At 73.7% G+C, this 17,891-nt stretch carries 13 protein-coding genes and 1 pseudogene; 10 read left to right on the top strand and 4 right to left on the bottom strand.

Annotated features, from left to right (window positions below; genetic code table 11):
- Positions 1-91: pseudogene (locus ACZ4V6_RS33990) on the top strand (RNA polymerase sigma factor SigF); the annotation flags it as partial.
- Positions 92-101: 10 nt separating this feature from the next.
- Here ACZ4V6_RS33990 and ACZ4V6_RS33985 read toward each other — a convergent pair.
- A complete protein-coding gene (locus tag ACZ4V6_RS33985; RefSeq protein ID WP_467834775.1) occupies positions 102-491 on the bottom strand; it encodes a MerR family transcriptional regulator in 390 nt (129 codons plus the stop codon).
- 279 nt (positions 492-770) lie between these two features.
- Between ACZ4V6_RS33985 and ACZ4V6_RS33980 the strand changes: the two genes are divergently transcribed.
- Together ACZ4V6_RS33980 and ACZ4V6_RS33975 are read left to right on the top strand one after the other, a co-directional pair.
- Entirely contained in the window at positions 771-2,276 is a 1,506-nt protein-coding gene (locus ACZ4V6_RS33980) for a SulP family inorganic anion transporter (protein ID WP_467834774.1), read from the top strand.
- A 172-nt stretch (positions 2,277-2,448) separates the two neighbouring features.
- Positions 2,449-3,570, top strand: a complete 1,122-nt coding sequence (locus tag ACZ4V6_RS33975) for a lipid II:glycine glycyltransferase FemX (protein WP_467834773.1) — start codon at positions 2,449-2,451, stop codon at positions 3,568-3,570.
- A gap of 396 nt (positions 3,571-3,966) precedes the next feature.
- Here the strand turns inward: ACZ4V6_RS33975 and ACZ4V6_RS33970 are convergent, their stop codons facing one another.
- Positions 3,967-5,418, bottom strand: coding sequence for a purine-cytosine permease family protein (locus tag ACZ4V6_RS33970; protein WP_467834772.1), 1,452 nt, complete (start codon positions 5,416-5,418; stop codon positions 3,967-3,969).
- A 68-nt stretch (positions 5,419-5,486) separates the two neighbouring features.
- Here ACZ4V6_RS33970 and ACZ4V6_RS33965 point away from each other — a divergent pair, with 68 nt between their 5' ends.
- From ACZ4V6_RS33965 to ACZ4V6_RS33940, 6 genes are all read left to right on the top strand, one after another.
- Positions 5,487-6,128 carry a TetR/AcrR family transcriptional regulator gene (locus tag ACZ4V6_RS33965; protein WP_467834770.1) on the top strand — a complete coding sequence of 214 codons (642 nt, stop codon included), beginning with the start codon at positions 5,487-5,489 and terminating at the stop codon, positions 6,126-6,128.
- 23 nt (positions 6,129-6,151) lie between these two features.
- Positions 6,152-7,777: an amidohydrolase gene (locus tag ACZ4V6_RS33960; RefSeq protein ID WP_467834768.1), complete on the top strand. Its 1,626-nt coding sequence runs from the start codon at positions 6,152-6,154 to the stop codon at positions 7,775-7,777.
- A gap of 76 nt (positions 7,778-7,853) precedes the next feature.
- On the top strand, positions 7,854-8,552 hold the full coding sequence (locus ACZ4V6_RS33955) for a type 1 glutamine amidotransferase (protein WP_467834766.1): 699 nt from the start codon (positions 7,854-7,856) through the stop codon (positions 8,550-8,552).
- A 634-nt stretch (positions 8,553-9,186) separates the two neighbouring features.
- Positions 9,187-9,960, top strand: a complete 774-nt coding sequence (locus ACZ4V6_RS33950; RefSeq protein ID WP_467834765.1) for a hypothetical protein — start codon at positions 9,187-9,189, stop codon at positions 9,958-9,960.
- A 125-nt stretch (positions 9,961-10,085) separates the two neighbouring features.
- Complete coding sequence (locus ACZ4V6_RS33945; protein WP_467834763.1) at positions 10,086-10,949, top strand: DMT family transporter; 864 nt, start codon at positions 10,086-10,088, stop codon at positions 10,947-10,949.
- Positions 10,950-11,506: 557 nt separating this feature from the next.
- Entirely contained in the window at positions 11,507-11,962 is a 456-nt protein-coding gene (locus ACZ4V6_RS33940) for a hypothetical protein (protein ID WP_467834762.1), read from the top strand.
- Between the two features lie 9 nt (positions 11,963-11,971).
- Here the strand turns inward: ACZ4V6_RS33940 and ACZ4V6_RS33935 are convergent, their stop codons facing one another.
- Positions 11,972-14,347 carry a glycoside hydrolase family 65 protein gene (locus ACZ4V6_RS33935; RefSeq protein ID WP_467834761.1) on the bottom strand — a complete coding sequence of 792 codons (2,376 nt, stop codon included), beginning with the start codon at positions 14,345-14,347 and terminating at the stop codon, positions 11,972-11,974.
- 35 nt (positions 14,348-14,382) lie between these two features.
- Complete coding sequence (locus ACZ4V6_RS33930; RefSeq protein WP_467834759.1) at positions 14,383-16,767, bottom strand: phosphoketolase family protein; 2,385 nt, start codon at positions 16,765-16,767, stop codon at positions 14,383-14,385.
- Between the two features lie 459 nt (positions 16,768-17,226).
- Here ACZ4V6_RS33930 and ACZ4V6_RS33925 point away from each other — a divergent pair, with 459 nt between their 5' ends.
- Complete coding sequence (locus tag ACZ4V6_RS33925; protein WP_467834757.1) at positions 17,227-17,874, top strand: TetR/AcrR family transcriptional regulator; 648 nt, start codon at positions 17,227-17,229, stop codon at positions 17,872-17,874.
- The last annotated feature ends 17 nt before the right edge of the window (positions 17,875-17,891 follow it).

Genomic DNA, 17,891 nt, shown 5'->3' with positions numbered 1-17,891 from the left:
CGAACGCCTCGGCGTCTCCCAGATGCACGTCTCCCGGCTGATCTCCCGCCTGCTGGCCCGCCTGCGCGAAGGCATGCTCACCACCCAGTGAACGGCGGCCGTCAGGCCTCCAGCCGCTCCCGCAGCGTCGCCGCGAACTCCTCGGCACGCGCCAGCTTCGTCCTCAGGTCCGCCACTCGCTGCCGGGCCGCCTCCTCGAAGCGGCGCACCCGGTCGAGGAGTTCCGCGCGTTCGGCGGCGGAGACGTCGCCGGCGTCGAGCCGGTCGGTGGCCGCCAGCAGCTCGCGCATCTCGTCCAGGGTGAAGCCGAGCGGCTTCATGCGGCGGATCACCATCAGGCGGGACACGTCGCCCTCGGTGTAGAGGCGGAAACCGCCCTGGGAACGGGCCGAGGGGACCACGAGACCGGTCTCCTCGTAGTGCCGGATGGTGCGCAGGGACAGCTCGGTGCGAGTGGCCACCTCGCCGATCTGCATGTGCTTGCCGTTCACGCCGGCGCTCCTGACGGTGCTCGTCGTCACTGCTGCCGCGTCCCCGGCGGCCAGCCGATCCCTACCCTAACGTTAGGGTAGGGTTGCCGGGGTGGTGAGGGTCGGCCGAGGGCGTCCCCTGCCCGTGTGCGCGTACGTCCCCGCACCGGCCGCCGCCCTGCCGGGGCCGGTGCCGTCCCCGGTGACGACGCCCGGACCCGCGGGTCCGCCGCCCTCGCACTCCTTCGTACGCCCCGCCCTGCCGCAGGGGTGTGCCCGAGCACGACAGGCAGCCGCTCCTTGTTCTCTTCCGTACTCTCCCCCGCCGCGCGGCCGCGCGGTCCGCGCCCGGACTGGCTGCGCGATCCGAAGGTCTGGCGCACCGAGGTGCTGGCCGGGCTGGTGGTCGCGCTCGCGCTGATCCCGGAGGCGATCTCGTTCTCGGTCATCGCCGGTGTCGACCCCGCGATCGGTCTGTTCGCGTCCTTCACCATGGCCGTCACCATCGCCGTGGTGGGCGGCCGGCGGGCGATGATCTCCGCCGCCACCGGTGCCGTGGCGCTCGTCATCGCTCCCCTGAACCGCGAGCACGGCCTCGGGTACCTCGTCGCCGCGGTGATCCTGGCCGGTGTCTTCCAGGTCGTCCTGGGGGTGCTCGGGGTGGCGAAGCTGATGCGGTTCGTGCCCCGCTCGGTCATGGTCGGCTTCGTCAACTCCCTCGCGATCCTCATCTTCGTGGCGCAGGTCCCCGAGATGACCGGGGTGCCGTGGCCGGTGTACCCGCTGATCGCCGCCGGGCTGGCGTTGATGGTGTTCTTCCCCCGGATCACCCGGGTGATCCCGGCACCGCTGGTCTCCATCACCGTCCTCACCGTCGTCACGGTCGCGGCCGGCATCGCGGTGCCGACCGTCGGCGACAAGGGCGAGCTGCCGTCCTCCCTCCCGGTGCCGGGCCTGCCCGACGTGCCCTTCACCCTCGACACCCTGACCACGATCGCGCCCTACGCCTTCGCCATGGCCCTGGTCGGCCTGATGGAGTCGCTGATGACGGCCCAGCTGGTCGACGACATCACCGACACCCGCTCCTCCAAGACGCGGGAGTCCGTCGGGCAGGGCATCGCCAACATCGTCACCGGGTTCCTCGGCGGCATGGGCGGCTGCGCCATGATCGGCCAGACGATGATCAACGTGAAGGTGTCCGGTGCGCGGACCCGGCTGTCCACCTTCCTCGCCGGCTCGTTCCTGATGGTGCTGTGCATCGTCTTCGGCCCGGTGGTCTCCGACATTCCCATGGCGGCGCTGGTCGCCGTGATGGTGATGGTGTCGTTCACGACCTTCGACTGGCACTCCGTCGCGCCGAGGACCCTCCGGCGCATGCCCGCCGGGGAGATCACCGTCATGGTGGTCACCGTGGTGGTCGTGGTCGCCACGCACAACCTCGCCATCGGTGTCGTCACCGGTTCCGTCACCGCCATGGTCGTCTTCGCCCGGCGGGTCGCCCACCTGGCCGAGGTCACCTCCGTCACGGACCCCGACGGCACCACGGCGGTCTACCGGGTCACGGGCGAGCTGTTCTTCGCCTCCTCCAACGGCCTCGTCCACCGCTTCGACTACGCCGGCGACCCCGGCCGGATCGTCGTCGACCTGTCCGCCGCGCACGTCTGGGACGCCTCCTCGGTCGCCGCGCTGGACGCGATCACCACCAAGTACGCGCAGCGCGGCAAGACCGTCGAGATCACCGGGCTGAACGAGTCCAGCGCCCACCTCCACGGCAGGCTCAGCGGTGAACTCGCCGGCGGTCACTGACCGGCCGGCCCGACGCACCCCGGCCGCTCGCACCACCTGCCCGAATAGCCGGTAGCCCGCGCGGATTCACCGCCGCCGGTATTCCCTGGTGGAGGGGGACGGCACCGCCCGCGCGCCGCGGCGGTCCCGCCCGTCGACACCATCGAACGAGCCGAGCGAAGGGTCACCGCCCATGAGCCACCACCTGAAGGCGATCACGCGCGAGGAGCACCTGCGCTTCGTCGCGACCCGGCCTTCCGTGAGCCATCTGCAGCTCCCCTCGTGGGGAGAGGTGAAGCCGGACTGGCAGGCGGAGAGCCTGGGCTGGTTCGACGACGGCGGCGACATGGTGGGGGCCGCGCTGGTGCTGCTGCGCCCGCTGCCGAGGCTGCGGCGCTGCCTGGCCTACCTTCCCGAGGGCCCGGTGATCGACTGGAACGCGGCGGAGCTGGACCGGTGGCTGGAGCCGATGCTCGCCCATCTGAAGGAGCGGGGCGCCTTCTCCGTGAGGATGGGCCCGCCCGTGGTCGCCCGGCGCTGGAGCGCCGAGACGGTCAAGGCGGCGATCGCCGATCCGCGGGCCCGGCGGCTGCGGGACGTGGAGGCCACGGTGGAGGAGCCGGGCGCCCGCGAGATCGCCGAGCGGCTGCGCCGGTCGGGCTGGCGGCGGGCCGAGTCCGGGGGCGAGGACGGTTTCGCCGCCGGGCAGCCGCGCCACGTGTGCCAGGTGCCGCTCGCCGGGCGGTCGCTGGAACAGATCCAGAACGGCCTCAACCAGCAGTGGCGCCGCAACATCAAGAAGGCGGAGAAGGCCGGCGTCAAGGTCGTCCAGGGCGACTACGACGACCTGCGCGCCTTCCACGAGCTCTACGTCGAGACCGCCGAGCGGGACAGGTTCGTCCCGCGCCCGCTCGCCTACTTCCAGCGGATGTGGACCGCCCTGACGGCCGAGGACCCCGACCGGATGCGTCTCTACCTCGCCCACCACGACGGTGAGGTGCTCGCCGCGGCCACGATGCTGACGGTCGGCGACCACGTCTGGTACTCCTACGGCGCCTCCACCGCCCGCCGGCGCGAGGCCCAGCCCAGCACCGCCCTCCAGTGGCGCATGATGTGCGACGCCCACGAACGCGGGGCTCGGGTGTACGACTTCCGCGGCATCACCGACACCCTGGACGAGGACGACCACCTGCTGGGTCTGCTCCGGTTCAAGGTCGGTGCCGGCGGTGAGGCCGTCGAGTACCTCGGGGAGTGGGACCACCCGCTCAACAAGGTGCTGCACAAGGCGCTCCAGCTGTACCTGTCCCGGCGCTGACGGACCGGCCCGGGGCGGGCGGCCGGCTTCTCCCGGACCGGGACGTGCCGGCGGCTCTCACGGGTGAAGGGTGCCCGGCACCCGGGTCGTCGTGAAGGCGCCGACGGTGACCCCGACGGCCTCACCACCCGGCTCGGCGCGCAGCCGGGCGGTCGTGGCGCGGGACATGCCGATGCCGTGGACCGAATCGCCCGGCGGGCCGGCGGCAGGGCGATCCTGCCGGTGCCGACGTCCGGTTCGAGCGCGCTCCCCTCCCCCGCCGGCCCGGCCGGCAGGTCGACCGCGGGGCCGGCCGCGTCCGGCCGGAACACGTCCGCCGACGACTCCTCGTACCGTGCGGCGGCGTCCTCCCCGACGTACCCGTCCTCGTCCGGCACGCCGGGACCGTGCCTCCGGTCAGGCCGCGGGCGTCCGTGATCTTCCGCCGCGCGCCAGGAGGGCGTAGAGCAGTGCGGCGACGGCCATGCCGGCGGGAAGGGCGAGGTCGATGCCGCCGAGGGCTCGGGCGATCGGTCCGGTGTAGAGGGTGTTGACGCACAGGGCGGACACGGCGACGCCTCCCACCAGGGCCGAGGCACCCGCCGGACGCACTCCGGCGGTGTACCAGAAGGGACCGCCCGCCGACTCGTCCATCAGGGCGGGGCCGTCGTAGCGGTTGCGGCGCAGCAGGATGTCGGTGGCGTAGACGGCCATGGCGGGGCCGAGGAGGACGACGGTGAGCTGGAGGACGTTGCTGACGGTGTCGAGGAAGTCGGAGACCAACAGGCCGTACAGGGTGAGGGAGACGGCGGCCGTGCCGTCCGCGAGGACGCTGCGGGTGCGGGGGATGCGGAGGCCGACGGCCTGGAGGGCGAGGCCCGCGCTGTAGGCGGTCAGGGCGTTGATGGCGATGGTGCCGAGGACGAGGGCGAGCAGGAAGACCGGCTCGAACCAGCCGGGCAGGATGGTGCCGAGCCCGGCCTGCGGGTCGGTCATGTCGACGGCGGTCGCGGCGAAGGCGCCGAGGGAGCAGACGACGATGCTGGGCAGGATGCCGCCGAGTGCGGTCCAGCCGATGATCGAGCCGGCGGACGTCGTCCGGGGCAGGTAGCGGGAGAAGTCGGCGCTGGTGGTGTAGGAGAGCGGGCCGGAGCCGACGAGGGTGACCCCGGCGACGAGCACCGTCCACAGGTCCATGCCGGTGAGCGGCTCGGCCGGTACGTAGGAGAAGTCGGTGTCCCCGAACACGTAGAACGCGACGACGGCGAACACCGCGGTGAGCGCCAGCGTGATCGGGAGGTACAGCTTCATGATCATGGCGTGGCCGTAGACGCCGATGACCAGGGTGAGCGCGGCGATGACGACGATGACGGCGGCCTTGACGCCGGTGCCGGCCGTGACACCGGTCTTCTCCACGAGGGCGAAGGCGGCGGTCGCGGCGGCGGCCAGGTTGAGGGCGAAGTAGCAGACGGAGATCAGCCAGCCGACGACGGCGTTGTTCACGCGGTTGCCGCGCACGCCGTACATCGCCCTTGTGATCACCTCGCTCGGCGCGCCGGCGGCCGGGCCGGATATCGAGAGCAGGCCGGTGAAGAGCCAGAACAGGTTGCCCACCACGATGACCGCGAGGGCCTGCCACAGGGTCAGGCCCATGAGGATCAGGGCGCCGCCGATCACGAGGCTCAGGTAGTTGACGTTCGCTGCGGCCCAGACGGAGAACAACTGCCGCGGGTGGCCGTGGCGTTCGCTGTCGGGGATGTGGTCGATGCCGTGGGCCTCGACACGGACGGCCCGCTCCGACCCGGGCGCCCCCTCCTTCCGGCGCGGGGCGGGAGTGCCGGACTTCGGGTCGGGAATCGTGGACGCCATAGGGCTCCTCCGGGTGCTGGTAACCCACCTGCTTGATTGTTGGTCGCACACTCAATAGCATCGATTCCATGCCGTCAAGCGTCCCGAACAAGCGAATCCGCAAAACTCCTGCCGCCAGACGTGCGGAAATCGTTGCAGCAGCCGCCGATGTCGCTCTGACCGAAGGACTTGAGTGCATCACCCTGCGGCGGATCGCCGAGGAGCTCGACGTCCGCCCGGGACTGATCAGCCACTACTTCCCGGCGGTGGAGGATCTGGTGGCCGAGGCCTACGGCGACGCCGCCGGCGGCGAGCTCGACGCACTTCTCCCGGCCGACCGGGCCGGCGCCACACCGACGCGGCACCTGGCGCGCTTCTTCGCCCGGACGGACGGGGAGGCGTTCGACGACATCAGCCGGCTCTGGCTCAACGCCCGGCACCTCAGCCGCTACCGGCCCGCGCTGCGCGCCCGGGTCGCCGTCCAGGAGGCGGCCTGGCGGGACCGGCTCGAGGCGCTCATCCGCGACGGCGTCGAGCTGGGCGAGTTCCGCACCGAGGACCCCGCGGTGACCGCCGCCCAGATCCTGGTCGTCCTCGACGGCCTCGGCATGCTCGTCAACAGCGCCGACACCGGCGACGACCCGCCCGCGGTGCGGCGCATGCCCGTCACCACCGCTGAACGCGAACTCGGTCTTCCCACCGGCACGTTGGCACCCGCCGACGTCCACTGACCCGCCCCGACCAAGGAGCCTTCGTGCGCACCTCCCTCATCCTGCTCTCGGCCCGTCTGCTGGACCCGGTCACCGGCGGGTTCCTGCCGCAGACCGCGCTGGCCGCCGCCGGCGGGCGCATCACCGCCCTCGGTGACGACCGGGAGGTCCGCGCCCTCGCGGACGCCTCGACCACGGTGATCGACCTCAAGGGCGCCGTCGTCACACCGGGCCTGGTCGACGGGCACATCCACCCCGTCAGCGGCGCCGAGACGACCCACGGCCTCGACCTGTCCGGCTGCACCGACCTGGAGCAGGTGCGCGAGGCGCTGGCCGGCGCGGTGCGGGACCTCGCCCCCGGCGCGTGGCTCCAGGGCTGGGGGCTCGACCCCAACGTCTTCGCGGAGCACCCGGTCGACACGGCTCCCTTCGACGCCGTGCTCGACGGTGTGCCCGCGTTCCTGCTGCTGTTCGACGCGCACTCCGCGCTGGCCAGCCGGCGCGCGCTGGAGCTCGCCGGGGTGGACGGACCGCGCGGCTTCGCGCAGGCCACCGCCGAGGTGGTGTGCGACGCGGACGGCAGGCCCACCGGGCTGCTCCTGGAGGACGCCGCCTGCGAGCTCGTGGAGCGCCTGCTGCCCCGGCCCACGCGCGAGGAGCGTCGCGACCGGCTCGCCGCCGCCCTGCGCGCCATGGCCGCCACCGGCCTGACCGGCGGCCACGTCATGGACGCCAACGGCGACAGCCTCGCGCTCTTCGCCGAGCTCGACGCGGCCGGGCACCTGCCGGTGCGGCTGCGGGTGGCGCCCTGGTGCCAGCCCGGCACCGACGCCGACGGGGTGCGCGCGCTCGTCGAGGGACAGGGCGCGGGCGGCAGGCTCTGGCGGACCGCGGGCGTCAAGATCTTCATGGACGGCACCGTGGACAACGGCACCGCCTGGCTGGAGCAGCCGGACTGCCACGGCGAGTCCCGGCACGCGTTCTGGCCGGACCCGCAGGAGTACACCCGCGTCGTCGGCGAGCTGCACCGGGCCGGGGTGCCCACGGCCACCCACGCCATCGGTGACGCGGCCGTGCGCCATGTCCTCGACGCCGTCGAGAAGGCCCGGGCGGGCGGCGGGCACGGGGTACGGCACCGGGTCGAGCACATCGAGACCGTCCCCGACGACACCGTGCGCCGGTTCGCCGAGCTCGGTGTGGTCGCCTCCATGCAGCCCACCCACTGCTGCGACTTCACCCGGGCCGACCACACCGACAACTGGTCGCGCCGCCTGGGCGAGGAGCGGGCCTCGCGCGCGTGGCGCTGCCGGGACCTGCACGACGCCGGCGCCGTCGTCGTCCTCGGCTCCGACTGGCCCATCGCCCCCTACCCGCCGCTGGGTGTGATGGCGGGCGCCCGCCACCGCCGGCCCACCCGCGACCTGACCGGGGCGCCGCACAATCCCGAGCAGGCGCTCACCGCGCTGGAGGCGCTGCGGGGCATGACCGTCAACGCGGCCTACGCGGCGGGCGAGGAGCACGAGGCCGGGGGGATCGCCGTCGGCCACCGCGCCGACCTGACCGTCCTGGCCGCCGATCCGCTGACCGTCGCGGCCACCGAACTGGCCGACGTGCCGGTGCTGCTGACCGTCCTCGACGGCCACCCGACCCACCGCGCCGCGATTCTGTGACGCCGTCCGGGGTTGGGCCCCGGCGCGGTGCGGGCAGGGGTTCGTCGTCCGGGTGGGGTGAACAGGAGGTGGGCGGTTGTCACGGCTGCTGGTGGTGCAGAACGCCCGGAGCGGCGGGCCGGGCCGGTTCGGTGACTGGCTGACCGCGGAGGGGCTGGCTCTGGACGTGGTGCACGCGTACGCCGGGGCACCGCTCCCCCGGCGTCCGGAGCACTCGGGTGTCGTGGTCCTGGGCGGCGGTCTCCTGCCCGACGACGACCTGCGCGCCCCCTGGCTGGCGTCCACGCGCGCGCTGGTCGCCGAGGCACTGGAGCGGAACGTCCCCGTGTTCGGGATCTGTCTCGGCGGGCAGCTGCTCGCGCACGTCGCGGGCGGCACGGTGCGGGGGCACCACGGCGAGCCGGAGTTCGGCAGCACGGCGCTGCGTCTGCGCCCCGAGGCCGGGGGCGATCCGCTGTTCCGCGGGCTGCCGGACCGGGTGAGCGCGATCGAGCACCATGTGGACGCCGTCACCGCCCTGCCGCCGGGGGCGTCCTGGCTGATGGAGAGCGAGCGGTGCCCGTACCAGGCGTTCCGGGTCGGCGACCGGGCGTGGGGAGTGCAGTTCCACCCGGAGGCGGACGCGGACCGGGTGCGGTCGTGGGACCCGGAGCGGATCCGGGCCCTGGGTCTGGACCCCGCGGACCTGTACCGCCGGGCCGGACACGACGAACCGGCGGCCACGACGGTCTGGCACGAGGTCGCCCGGCGCTTCGCCGCGGTCGTCGGGGAGTGAGACGGGGCCCTCGGGCACGGGACGCGGCGAAGAACCCCCGCAGCACGGTCGCCGACGCCGGTGCCCCCGTTCCGGGCGCAGCACACGCGTCACGCCCCCGCGTCCCGCTCCGGAGCCCCACCCGCGAGGGCCACGAGCGCGACGGCCTCCGGGAGGAACGCGAGCGCTCCGTCGGCGGCGCACCAGCCCCGCACGGCGGCCGCGGAGCAGCAACTGCGGGAGAAACAGCGGGAGTCGAAGCGGACCTGGCGGGAACGGCGCGGGGGCCGGCCGACTGCCCGCGCCGGTGGTCCGGCCGCACCGCCCGGGGCCGGGGTGCGGGGCGCCGGGTGTCTGCGTTCCGAACACCCGCGCGACGTACCGGTGTCGGACCAGGCGTCCCGCGAGCCACTGAAGGAGTCGATGTGCCGATGACGCGTATCACGGTGCCCGTCCGACGTGGTATACCGGCCCGGCAGCAAACAGGCGAACAACAGGCGCCGTCGTCCGTACCATTTGGGTGTCGACGCAGCCGTCAGCATCACCGGGCACCCCGCTGCCCGGAGCCGAACGGACATGGGCCCCCATGTCCCACGACTGATGTCCCGTAGTCCTCCCGTGCCTTCACGGCCGCGAATCGAGGAGAGTCAACACCATGTCCGAAAACACACCGCAGACCGCCACCGAACTCGCGTCGCAGTACAGCGTTCAGGTGACGAGCGACCTGGAGCGCAACGTCAAGGAGCAGGAGCGCATCAGCGGGGAGATCGCCGACCTCCAGCAGCAGCTCGCCGCACTGCAGCACGACCACGCGCTGCTGCTGAACGTGCAGCAGGCGCTCGGCATCACCACGCCACCGGCCCGGCCGGCCACCGACACGGCGCCGGTGCCCGCTCCCCGTGACAGTTCCGCCACCGAGACGGCCGCCGCGGGCAAGCGCGCGGGGAGCGGGAAGGCCGCCGCGCCCAAGCGCGCGGCCACGAGGCCCGCCACCAAGTCGGCCTCCAAGCCGGCCTCGAAGTCACCCGCGAAGGCGGGCACCAAGTCGCCCGCGAAGGCGGCCAGGAAGCCGGTGGCGAAGAAGTCGCCGGACCGGGCCGCCCCGTCCCCGGCCGCCACCTCGTCCGGGTCGCCCTCCGCGCCTTCGAAGCCCGCCCAGCCCACCCTGGTCGAGCTGGTCCGCAAGCACCTGAGCGAGCAGAAGGAGCCGCGCTCCGCCGCCGAGGTCACCACGGCGCTCGGCCAGGCCCACTCCGACCGCACCTTCAAGACCACGGTCGTGCGCACCACGCTCGAGGGGCTGGTCGCCAAGAACCAGGCCCAGCGCACCAAGCAGGGCACCTCCGTCTACTACACCGTCTCCGACGCGCCGGGGCCGGAGCAGGGTGACGCCGGGGCGCAGCCGCGGTCCGACCGGGCCGGCGACTGACCCGGTTCCCGGGCGCCGCGGCCGCGCCGGAGCGCCGTTCCTCCCGGGCGGGCCGGGCACCCCCGGCGCCCGCTCCGGCGGTGCCGCGGCGCGCGGCCGGGGCGAAACGGGGCGAGGATCGGTGGATGGGTGTTGTCCTGCCGGTGCTCTTCGCACTCGTCGCCGCGTTCAGCAACGCGCTGGCCACCGTGTTGCAACGGCGGGCCGCGCTGAGCGTGCCGCAGTCCCAGGGGTTCCGTCCGAGCCTCGTCGTCGACCTGTTGCGGCGGCCGGTGTGGCTCGGCGGCATGCTGGCCGTCGTCGTCGCCGGTGTGGGGCAGGCGGCCGCCCTGGCGACCGGGCCGATGTCGCTCGTCCAGCCGTTGTTCGTGCTGGAACTCCCGCTGGCGCTGCTGCTGGCCTCGCTGCTCACCCGCCACCGCCTGCCCGGCGTCCTGTGGCTCGCCGTGGGCGGCGTGGTCGTCGGCCTGGGGCTGGCGCTGGCGTCGGCAGCGCCGGGCGGCGGCAGCGACGACGTCTCCATGGATCGCTGGGCGCCCGCGCTGGGGGCCTGCGCCGGTGCGGCCCTCCTGCTGGCCGCGGCCGGGCTCAGGCGGCCCGTCGGCAAGGCCCGCGCCGGCTGCCTCGGCGCGGCCACCGCGGTCTGCTACGCCCTGACCGCCGGGCTGATGAAGGACTCCATGCGCGTCCTGGGCACGGACGGCGTGGCCGGTTTCCTGACCGTGTGGCAGACGTACGCGTTCGCCGCGGCCGGTGTGTGCGCCGTGCTCCTGCTGGAGCACGCCATGCAGGGCGGCCCCCTGGTCGCCTCCCAGCCGGCCCTCACCCTGGGGGACGCGACGGTGAGCCTTCTGCTCGGCGTCGTCCTGTACCGGGAGGACGTGCGCACCGGCTGGTGGGTGCTGCCCCAGCTGGCCGGCGTCGCCCTGATCGTCGCCGGCGTCCTCGTCCTGGCCCGGCGCGGGGTGGACCTGCGGACCGGGCGGTGAGTCACGGCCCGGCGCCGGCGGCCTCGGATCACCGGCAGAACCCGTAGGGCCGTTCCAGCCGGCGGCACAATACCACGTGCACGCTGCCGGGGAGCTCGCTGAGCCGTTCGACGGCCGCCCGGTCACCGGCGGAGGGCGCGATGCCCGCCGCGGTCAGGAGGGCGAGCAGGTCCGGGCGGCGGAGGTCGACGGGGTCGATGCGGCAGGGGACGCGTTCGGCGGGGCCGGGCGGCTAGGGCAGGAAGTCGCCCCCGGTCTCGCGGGAGCGTGTCAGGCCGGCGGCAGTCGGGGCGGTCGTCGTGTGCATGCCGTGATCCTCCACTCGACGGGGCGCCGTTCCCGACGGCATGAGACCCCCCGGGCGGCGACGTCGGTCGCGGGCCGCCGCGACGACCGCACGGTGGATGCGACCGGCCTCTCGTCGCACGAACCGGCCCGCCGGGGCTCGCCGGCCGCCGGGCGCTGCTCCGTACGAGTGGTGCGTTCGCGGACGCGGTCGTACGGTCGGTACGGGGAAGGCGGAGGCAAGCGACCCCCCGAGACGGCCGGGAGCAGACATGGGCAGGAACCCGACGAGGGCAGCGGTCACGCTCTGTGCCGCCGCCGCGCTCGCAGTACCCCTGGGCGCCGCTTCGGCCGCCCCGCCGGCGGAGCAGGCCGTGAAGCGGCAGGCCCAGGACCCCGTGCTGGTCGACTGCTCGATGCGGGGCGACGTGCGGCCCGCGGCGTTCGTGCTGGCCTGCGGGGACGGCAACAGCCGTCTGACGTCGCTGCACTGGGCCCGCTGGGGCGCGGCCTCGGCGGCCGGGCGGGGGTACAACGCGGTCAACGACTGCAAGCCCTACTGCGCGGTCGGCACGTTCCGCTCGTATCCGGTGACCGTGCGGCTCGACCGGCCGCAGGCCCGGGAGCAGGACTCGGGTGAGCAGCACTACACCCGGATCACCCTGACCTACACCGACGGCAGGCCGGACGGGTTCCCGCGCGTGGTGACCTACCCCCTGCCGGGCTGACGGGAGGAGTCAGTCCGGGAGCACGAGCCGGCAGGTGTCGCCCGGCCGGAGCTGAAGGGTCCGGTCCGGCAGCCGGACGTCGATCGGCTGCCGGTCGGAGTCCGGGACGGCGATCTCCAGGTGGCCGTGCTCCAGCCGGAGCCGTACGCCCCAGTGGCCCTGGTAGCGGATGGAGAATCCGTACGACGACAGCTCCGGCAGGGGTACCGGGTCCAGCCAGAGGGCGCCGTCGCGGGTCTCCAGTCCGGTCAGGCAGCGCTGGACCAGGTCGAGGGTGCCCGCCATGGCACCGAGGTGGATTCCCTCGCCGGTGGTGCCGCCCTGCAGGTCGGCGACATCGCCCTTGAGCGCCTCCTGGCAGAAGGCCCACGCCTCGGCGCGGCGGGCGCGGGCCAGGATCCAGCCGTGGACGAGTCCGCTGAGGGTGGAGCCGTGGCTGGTGCGGGCCAGGTAGTGGTCGACGGTGCGCCGCCAGGTGTCGTCCTCCAGGCCGTAGCCCAGCCGGTCGAAGAGCGCGTGGAGCTCGGCCGGGGAGAAGAGGTAGCCGAGCATCAGGACGTCGGCCTGTTTCGACGCCCGGTAGTTGTTGACGCTGTCGTCCTCGGCCTCCAGGATGCGGTCCAGCCGCCGGATGTCGTCGTAGCGCTCGCGGTAGCCCGCCCAGTCGAGTTCGGCGAGTTCGCCGTAGCCCTCGAACTGGCTGACGACCCCCTCGTGGAAGGGCACGTGGAGGGTGCGGGAGACGTCCTCCCACCGGTCGAGTTCGCCGCCCTCCAGGCCGGTGCGCTCCACGAGTTCGCGCCGGCGGGGCTCGGGCAGGGAGCGCACCGTCTCCAGGGCGCGGGCGAGCACCCAGGAGGCGGTGACGTTGGTGTAGGTGTTGTCGTCGAGGCCCGGTTCCACGGCGCCGGGGTAGGCGTCGTGGTATTCGTCGGGGCCGACGACGCCCCGGATGCGGTGCCGCCCCAGGTGGTCGTCCCAGGTGGCGGAGTCCGCCCAGAAGCGCGCGATCTGCAGCAGCATCTCGGCGCCCTCGGTGTGCAGGAACTCGGCGTCGCCGGTGGCCTCGCAGTACCGCCACACGTTGTACGCGATCGCCGAGCCCACGTGGTGCTGGAGGTGCGAGTGGTCCGGCAGCCAGCGGCCCGAGCGGGGGTTGAGGTGCAGTCGCTGGGTCTCCTCGCGGCCGTCGCTGCCGCTCTGCCACGGGTAGAGGGCGCCGCGCCTGCCGATGGCGCGGGCCGCCGTGCGGGCGCGCTCCAGACGGCGGTGCCGGTACTGCAGCAGAGCGCGGGACACCTCGGGGAAGTGCAGGTCGAGGTAGGGCAGGATGAACAGCTCGTCCCAGAAGACGTGCCCCCGGTAGGCCTCCCCGTGCAGCCCGCGGGCGGGTACGCCCACGTCGAGGCCGGCGGTGTGCGGGGAGAGGGTCTGCAGTACGTGGAAGAGGTGCAGCCGCAGGATGGCGCCCGCCTCGCCGGGGACCTCGAGCTGGGCGCGGCGCCACAGCCGGCCCCAGGCCGTGCGGTGGCCGGCCAGCAGCTCGTCGAAGCCGGGGGCGTCGGCCACCCGGTCCACGGCGGCCCGCACGGGGTCGCTGATTGCGGGGTCGCGCGAGGTGTGCAGGGCCACGACCTTGTCGACGGTGGCGGTGCGGCCCGGCTCCAGGCGCAGGGTGGTGCGCTGGGTGACCCGCAGGTGCTCCCGGCCCGGGGTGACCGGCGTGCCGGCCGACGTCCGGGCGGCCATGCCGATCCGGATGTCCGAGGTCCGGGTACGGCAGCGCAGCCACACGGTGCCGTCGTCGGCGCCGCCGGTGTGGACGTGGGTCAGGTGACGGCCGTCGAGGTCCCGGTAGCGCGGGACGCCCGAGTTGGTGACGTCGCCGTCGAGGGCCGATTCCACGTCGAGGTCCGTGCCGGCGCCCTCCACCGTGAACTCCGTGCGCAGGGCGGCGAGGTGGGGGTCGGCCATGTGCACCAGACGCAGCTGGCGCACGGTCAGCACGCGTCCGTCGCCGAGTGCGAAGCGGGTGCGGCGCTCCAGCACCCCGGAGTCCAGGTGCACGGTCTGCCGGTGGTCCTGCACCGGGGCGGTGTCCGGCGTGAGCCAGCCCCCTCCGGCGGCCCGGAAGGACAGGGGCAGCCAGTTGGGGAGGTTGACCATGTCCTCGTTCTCCACCGTGCGTCCGGCGACGGTGGAGGTGAGCCGGTTGTAGCAGCCGGCCGCGTAGGTGCCCGGATAGTGCACGTCGTCCGCGGCGCACTCGGGCAGGGCGCCGCGGGTGGCGAAGTAGCCGTTGCCCAGCGTGCACAGGGACTCCCGCAGCCGTTCCTCGGCAGGGTCGTAGTGGACGTAGTCCCAGGTGGAGGCGGTCGCGGTCACGGGTTTCCCTTCGCTGGGCGGTGCGGTGCGGCGGGTCAGCCGTCCCAGGACCAGTCGGCGACCTCGGGCAGGTCGACGCCGTGTTCCCGGATCCAGTCGTGGTGGCGCAGCCGGGTGTCCTCCATGTGCTGCCGCACGGCCGCCGCGCGCACGGCGAGGCCGGGGACCCGGTCGATGACGTCCATGACCAGGCGGTAGCGGTCCATGTCGTTGCCGAGGACCATGTCGAAGGGCGTGGTGGTGGTGCCGATCTCCTTGTAGCCGCGCACGTGCAGGTGCGCGTGGCCGGTGCGGCGGTAGGCGAGGCGGTGGATGAGCCAGGGGTACCCGTGGTACGCGAAGATCACGGGCTTGTCGGCGGTGAACAGGCCGTCGTACTCGAAGTCGCTCATGCCGTGCGGGTGTTCCTCGCTCGGCAGCAGTCGGGCGATGTCGACGACGTTGACCACGCGCACCGCGAGGTCGGGCAGATGGCGGCGGATGAGCTGGGCGGCGGCCAGGACCTCCTGGGTGGGCACGTCGCCGGCGCAGGCGAGCACCACGTCCGGTTCGCGGGTGCCGTCCTCGGTGCCGGCCCAGTCCCAGATGCCGGCGCCGCGCGCGCAGTGGACGCGGGCCTGGTCCATGGTCAGCCAGTCGAAGCAGGGCTGTTTGCCGGCGACGACGACGTTGACGTAGTCCCTGCTGCGCAGGGCGTGGTCGGCGACGGACAGCAGGGTGTTGGCGTCCGGCGGCAGGTAGACCCGTACGGCTTCGGGGCTCTTGTTGAGGATGTGGTCGACGAAGCCGGGGTCCTGGTGGGAGAAGCCGTTGTGGTCCTGGCGCCACACGTGGGAGGTGAGCAGGTAGTTGAGGGAGGCGATGGGGGCGCGCCAGGGCAGGCGGCGGGTGACGCGCAGCCATTTGACGTGCTGGTTGACCATCGAGTCGACGATGTGGACGAACGCCTCGTAGCAGGAGAACAGTCCGTGCCGGCCGGTGAGGAGGTAGCCCTCCAGCCAGCCCTGGCAGGTGTGTTCGGACAGGATCTCCATCACCCGGCCGTGCCGGTCGAGGTCCTCGTCGACGGGCAGGGTCCGTTCCTGCCATGCCTTGCCGCTGGCGGTGTAGACGGCCTGGAGGCGGTTGGAGGCGGTCTCGTCGGGGCCGACGAGGCGGAAGTCGCGCCGGTCGGCGGTGGCGGCCATGACGTCCGCGAGCAGGTCGCCGAGGACCCGGGTCGGCTCGTGCATGCTCGCGCCGGGCTTGTCGACGGCGACGGCGTACGTCTCCAGGGGCGGCAGGGGCAGGTCGCGCAGCAGCAGTCCGCCGTTGGCGTAGGGCGTGGCGCCCAGGCGGCGCGGGCCCTCGGGGACGGCGGCCAGGACGGCGGGGCGCGGGGCCCCGTGCTCGTCGAACAGTTCCTCGGGCCGGTAGGAGCGCAGCCACCGCTCCAGTTGGCGCAGGTGCTCCGGGTCCGTGCGGACGGCGGACAGCGGGACCTGGTGGGCGCGCCAGGTGTTCTCCACGGGCAGGCCGTCGACCTCGGCGGGGCCGGTCCAGCCCTTGGGGGTGCGCAGGACGATCACCGGCCAGCGGGGGCGGCCGCCGGCGCCGTCCTCGCGGGCGGCGCGCTGGATCGCGGCGATGCGGTCGAGGCAGGTGTCCATGGCGTGGGCCATCGCCCGGTGGACGGCGGCGGGGTCGTCGCCGGTGACGTGGACGGGGTCGTGACCGTAGCCGCGCAGGAGTTCGTCGAGTTCGGCCTCGGGGAGGCGGGCCAGGACCGTCGGATTGGCGATCTTGTAGCCGTTGAGGTGGAGGATCGGCAGGACGGCGCCGTCGTTCACCGGGTCGAGGAACTTGTTGGAGTGCCAGGACGTCGCCAGCGGTCCCGTCTCCGCCTCGCCGTCGCCGATGACGCAGGCGACCACCAGGCCGGGGTGGTCGAAGGCGGCGCCGTAGGCGTGTGCGAGCGAGTAGCCGAGCTCGCCGCCCTCGTGGATGGAGCCCGGGGTCTCGGGGGCGACGTGGCTCGGCACACCGCCGGGGAACGAGAACTGCTTGAAGAGCCGGGCCATGCCGTCCGCGTCCCGGGTGACGTCCGGATAGGTCTCGGTGTACGACCCCTCCAGCCAGGAGTTGGCGAGGACCGCGGGTCCGCCGTGGCCGGGTCCCCAGACGCACAGGGCGTCCAGACCGCGGGCCTTGATCACCCGGTTGAGGTGGGTGTGGACGAGGTTGAGGCCCGGTGAGGTGCCCCAGTGGCCGAGCAGGCGCGGCTTGACGTGCTCCGGGCGCAGCGGCTCGGTCAGCAACGGGTTCGCCATCAAGTAGATCTGACCGACGGTGAGGTAGTTCGCGGCGCGCCAGTGGGCGTCCAGGGCGGCGAGTTCCTCGTCCGGGAGCGTGGGGGGCGCCTGCTGCGTGTCGGCGGACATCTGGGGTCCTTTCCGTGTCGGGACAGCGGTCGGGCCGGGGCGGGTGCGGTTCCGGGCGGCGCGGTGGTGTCCTGCAATCCCAACCCCGTGCGGACCGGGTGGGTACCCGACAGGGCCGTTCGGGTCACATCGGGTTCCCGAACGGGGGCGGACGGCACGAGGGGCGCGGGGACCGGCGCGGGTGGCGCCGGCCGACTGCGGTGGGGCACCGCGCCCGGGTCCCCGGCACGCGGACGCCCGGTGAACGCAGGGCGCGGCGCGTGGCGCGCACAGCGCGGCCGCCACCGGCGCCGACTCCGGTGGCGGCCGCGCTTCCGCGTCGTTTACCCCGGCTTCACGCCCGCACGCCGGGGGTGTGCGCGGGGGCTCCGGGAGCTGAGGGCGGGCGCGGAGCACCGGGGAGGCGCGCGACCGCTCACCCCCGGCGTGAATTTTGCATGCCGTGCATCTTTGCATACCATGCAACTTATGTCGGAGAAGGGTGCCGCGAGGGGCGGTCTGCGGGAGCGGAAGAAGCGGGCCACGCGCGCCGCCCTCGCCGAGGCCGCGGTACGGCTCGCCGCCGAGCACGGGGCGGACAAGGTCACCGTCGAGGCGATCAGCGCGGCGGCCGGCGTGTCCGTGCGGACCTTCTTCAACTACTTCGACACGCGCGAGGACGCCTTCGTCGTCATCGACGCGGACGCGGGCGCGCGGATGCGGCGCGCCGTCCTCGACGCACCGGCCGGCCTCTCCCCGCTGGAGGCCCTGCGCGAGGCCATGGCCGCGGAACTGGCCGAGGCCGAGCAACAGCACGAACTGTGGCGGCTGCACGCCGAAGTGCTGCACGCCTCGCCGCACCTCCTGGCGCGCGGCGTCGGGGCGCACATGGCGGCGGAGGCCGATCTGGCCGATGCCATCGCCGCACGCCTGCGCGGCGCCCCGGGCGAGGGGGAACGGCCCGCGGATCCCGGCCTCTACCCGCGGCTGCTGGCCGCGGTGGCGACCGCCGCGGTGCGGACCAGCGTGGACCACTGGTCGGCCCACCAGCAGGAGGCCGCCTTCCTGGACGTGTTCCACGAGGTGTTCACCCTCCTCGCCGCCGGCCTCCCGGCGCCTCCCGCGTGACCACCGCGCAGGACGAT

The organism is Streptomyces sp. NPDC029152, from assembly GCF_055564355.1.
Note: the sequence above shows the minus strand (reverse complement) of the source record. Positions and strands in the feature narration are given on the sequence as shown.

Bases quoted from the DNA above. Each gene is read 5' to 3' on its own strand.
- ACZ4V6_RS33950 (WP_467834765.1), top strand. From the start codon at position 9,187: ATGTCCGAAAACACACCGCAGACCGCCACCGAACTCGCGTCGCAGTAC.
- ACZ4V6_RS33970 (WP_467834772.1), bottom strand. From the start codon at position 5,418: ATGGCGTCCACGATTCCCGACCCGAAGTCCGGCACTCCCGCCCCGCGC.
- ACZ4V6_RS33930 (WP_467834759.1), bottom strand. From the start codon at position 16,767: ATGTCCGCCGACACGCAGCAGGCGCCCCCCACGCTCCCGGACGAGGAA.
- ACZ4V6_RS33965 (WP_467834770.1), top strand. From the start codon at position 5,487: ATGCCGTCAAGCGTCCCGAACAAGCGAATCCGCAAAACTCCTGCCGCC.
- ACZ4V6_RS33945 (WP_467834763.1), top strand. From the start codon at position 10,086: ATGGGTGTTGTCCTGCCGGTGCTCTTCGCACTCGTCGCCGCGTTCAGC.
- ACZ4V6_RS33940 (WP_467834762.1), top strand. From the start codon at position 11,507: ATGGGCAGGAACCCGACGAGGGCAGCGGTCACGCTCTGTGCCGCCGCC.
- ACZ4V6_RS33975 (WP_467834773.1), top strand. From the start codon at position 2,449: ATGAGCCACCACCTGAAGGCGATCACGCGCGAGGAGCACCTGCGCTTC.
- ACZ4V6_RS33925 (WP_467834757.1), top strand. From the start codon at position 17,227: ATGCAACTTATGTCGGAGAAGGGTGCCGCGAGGGGCGGTCTGCGGGAG.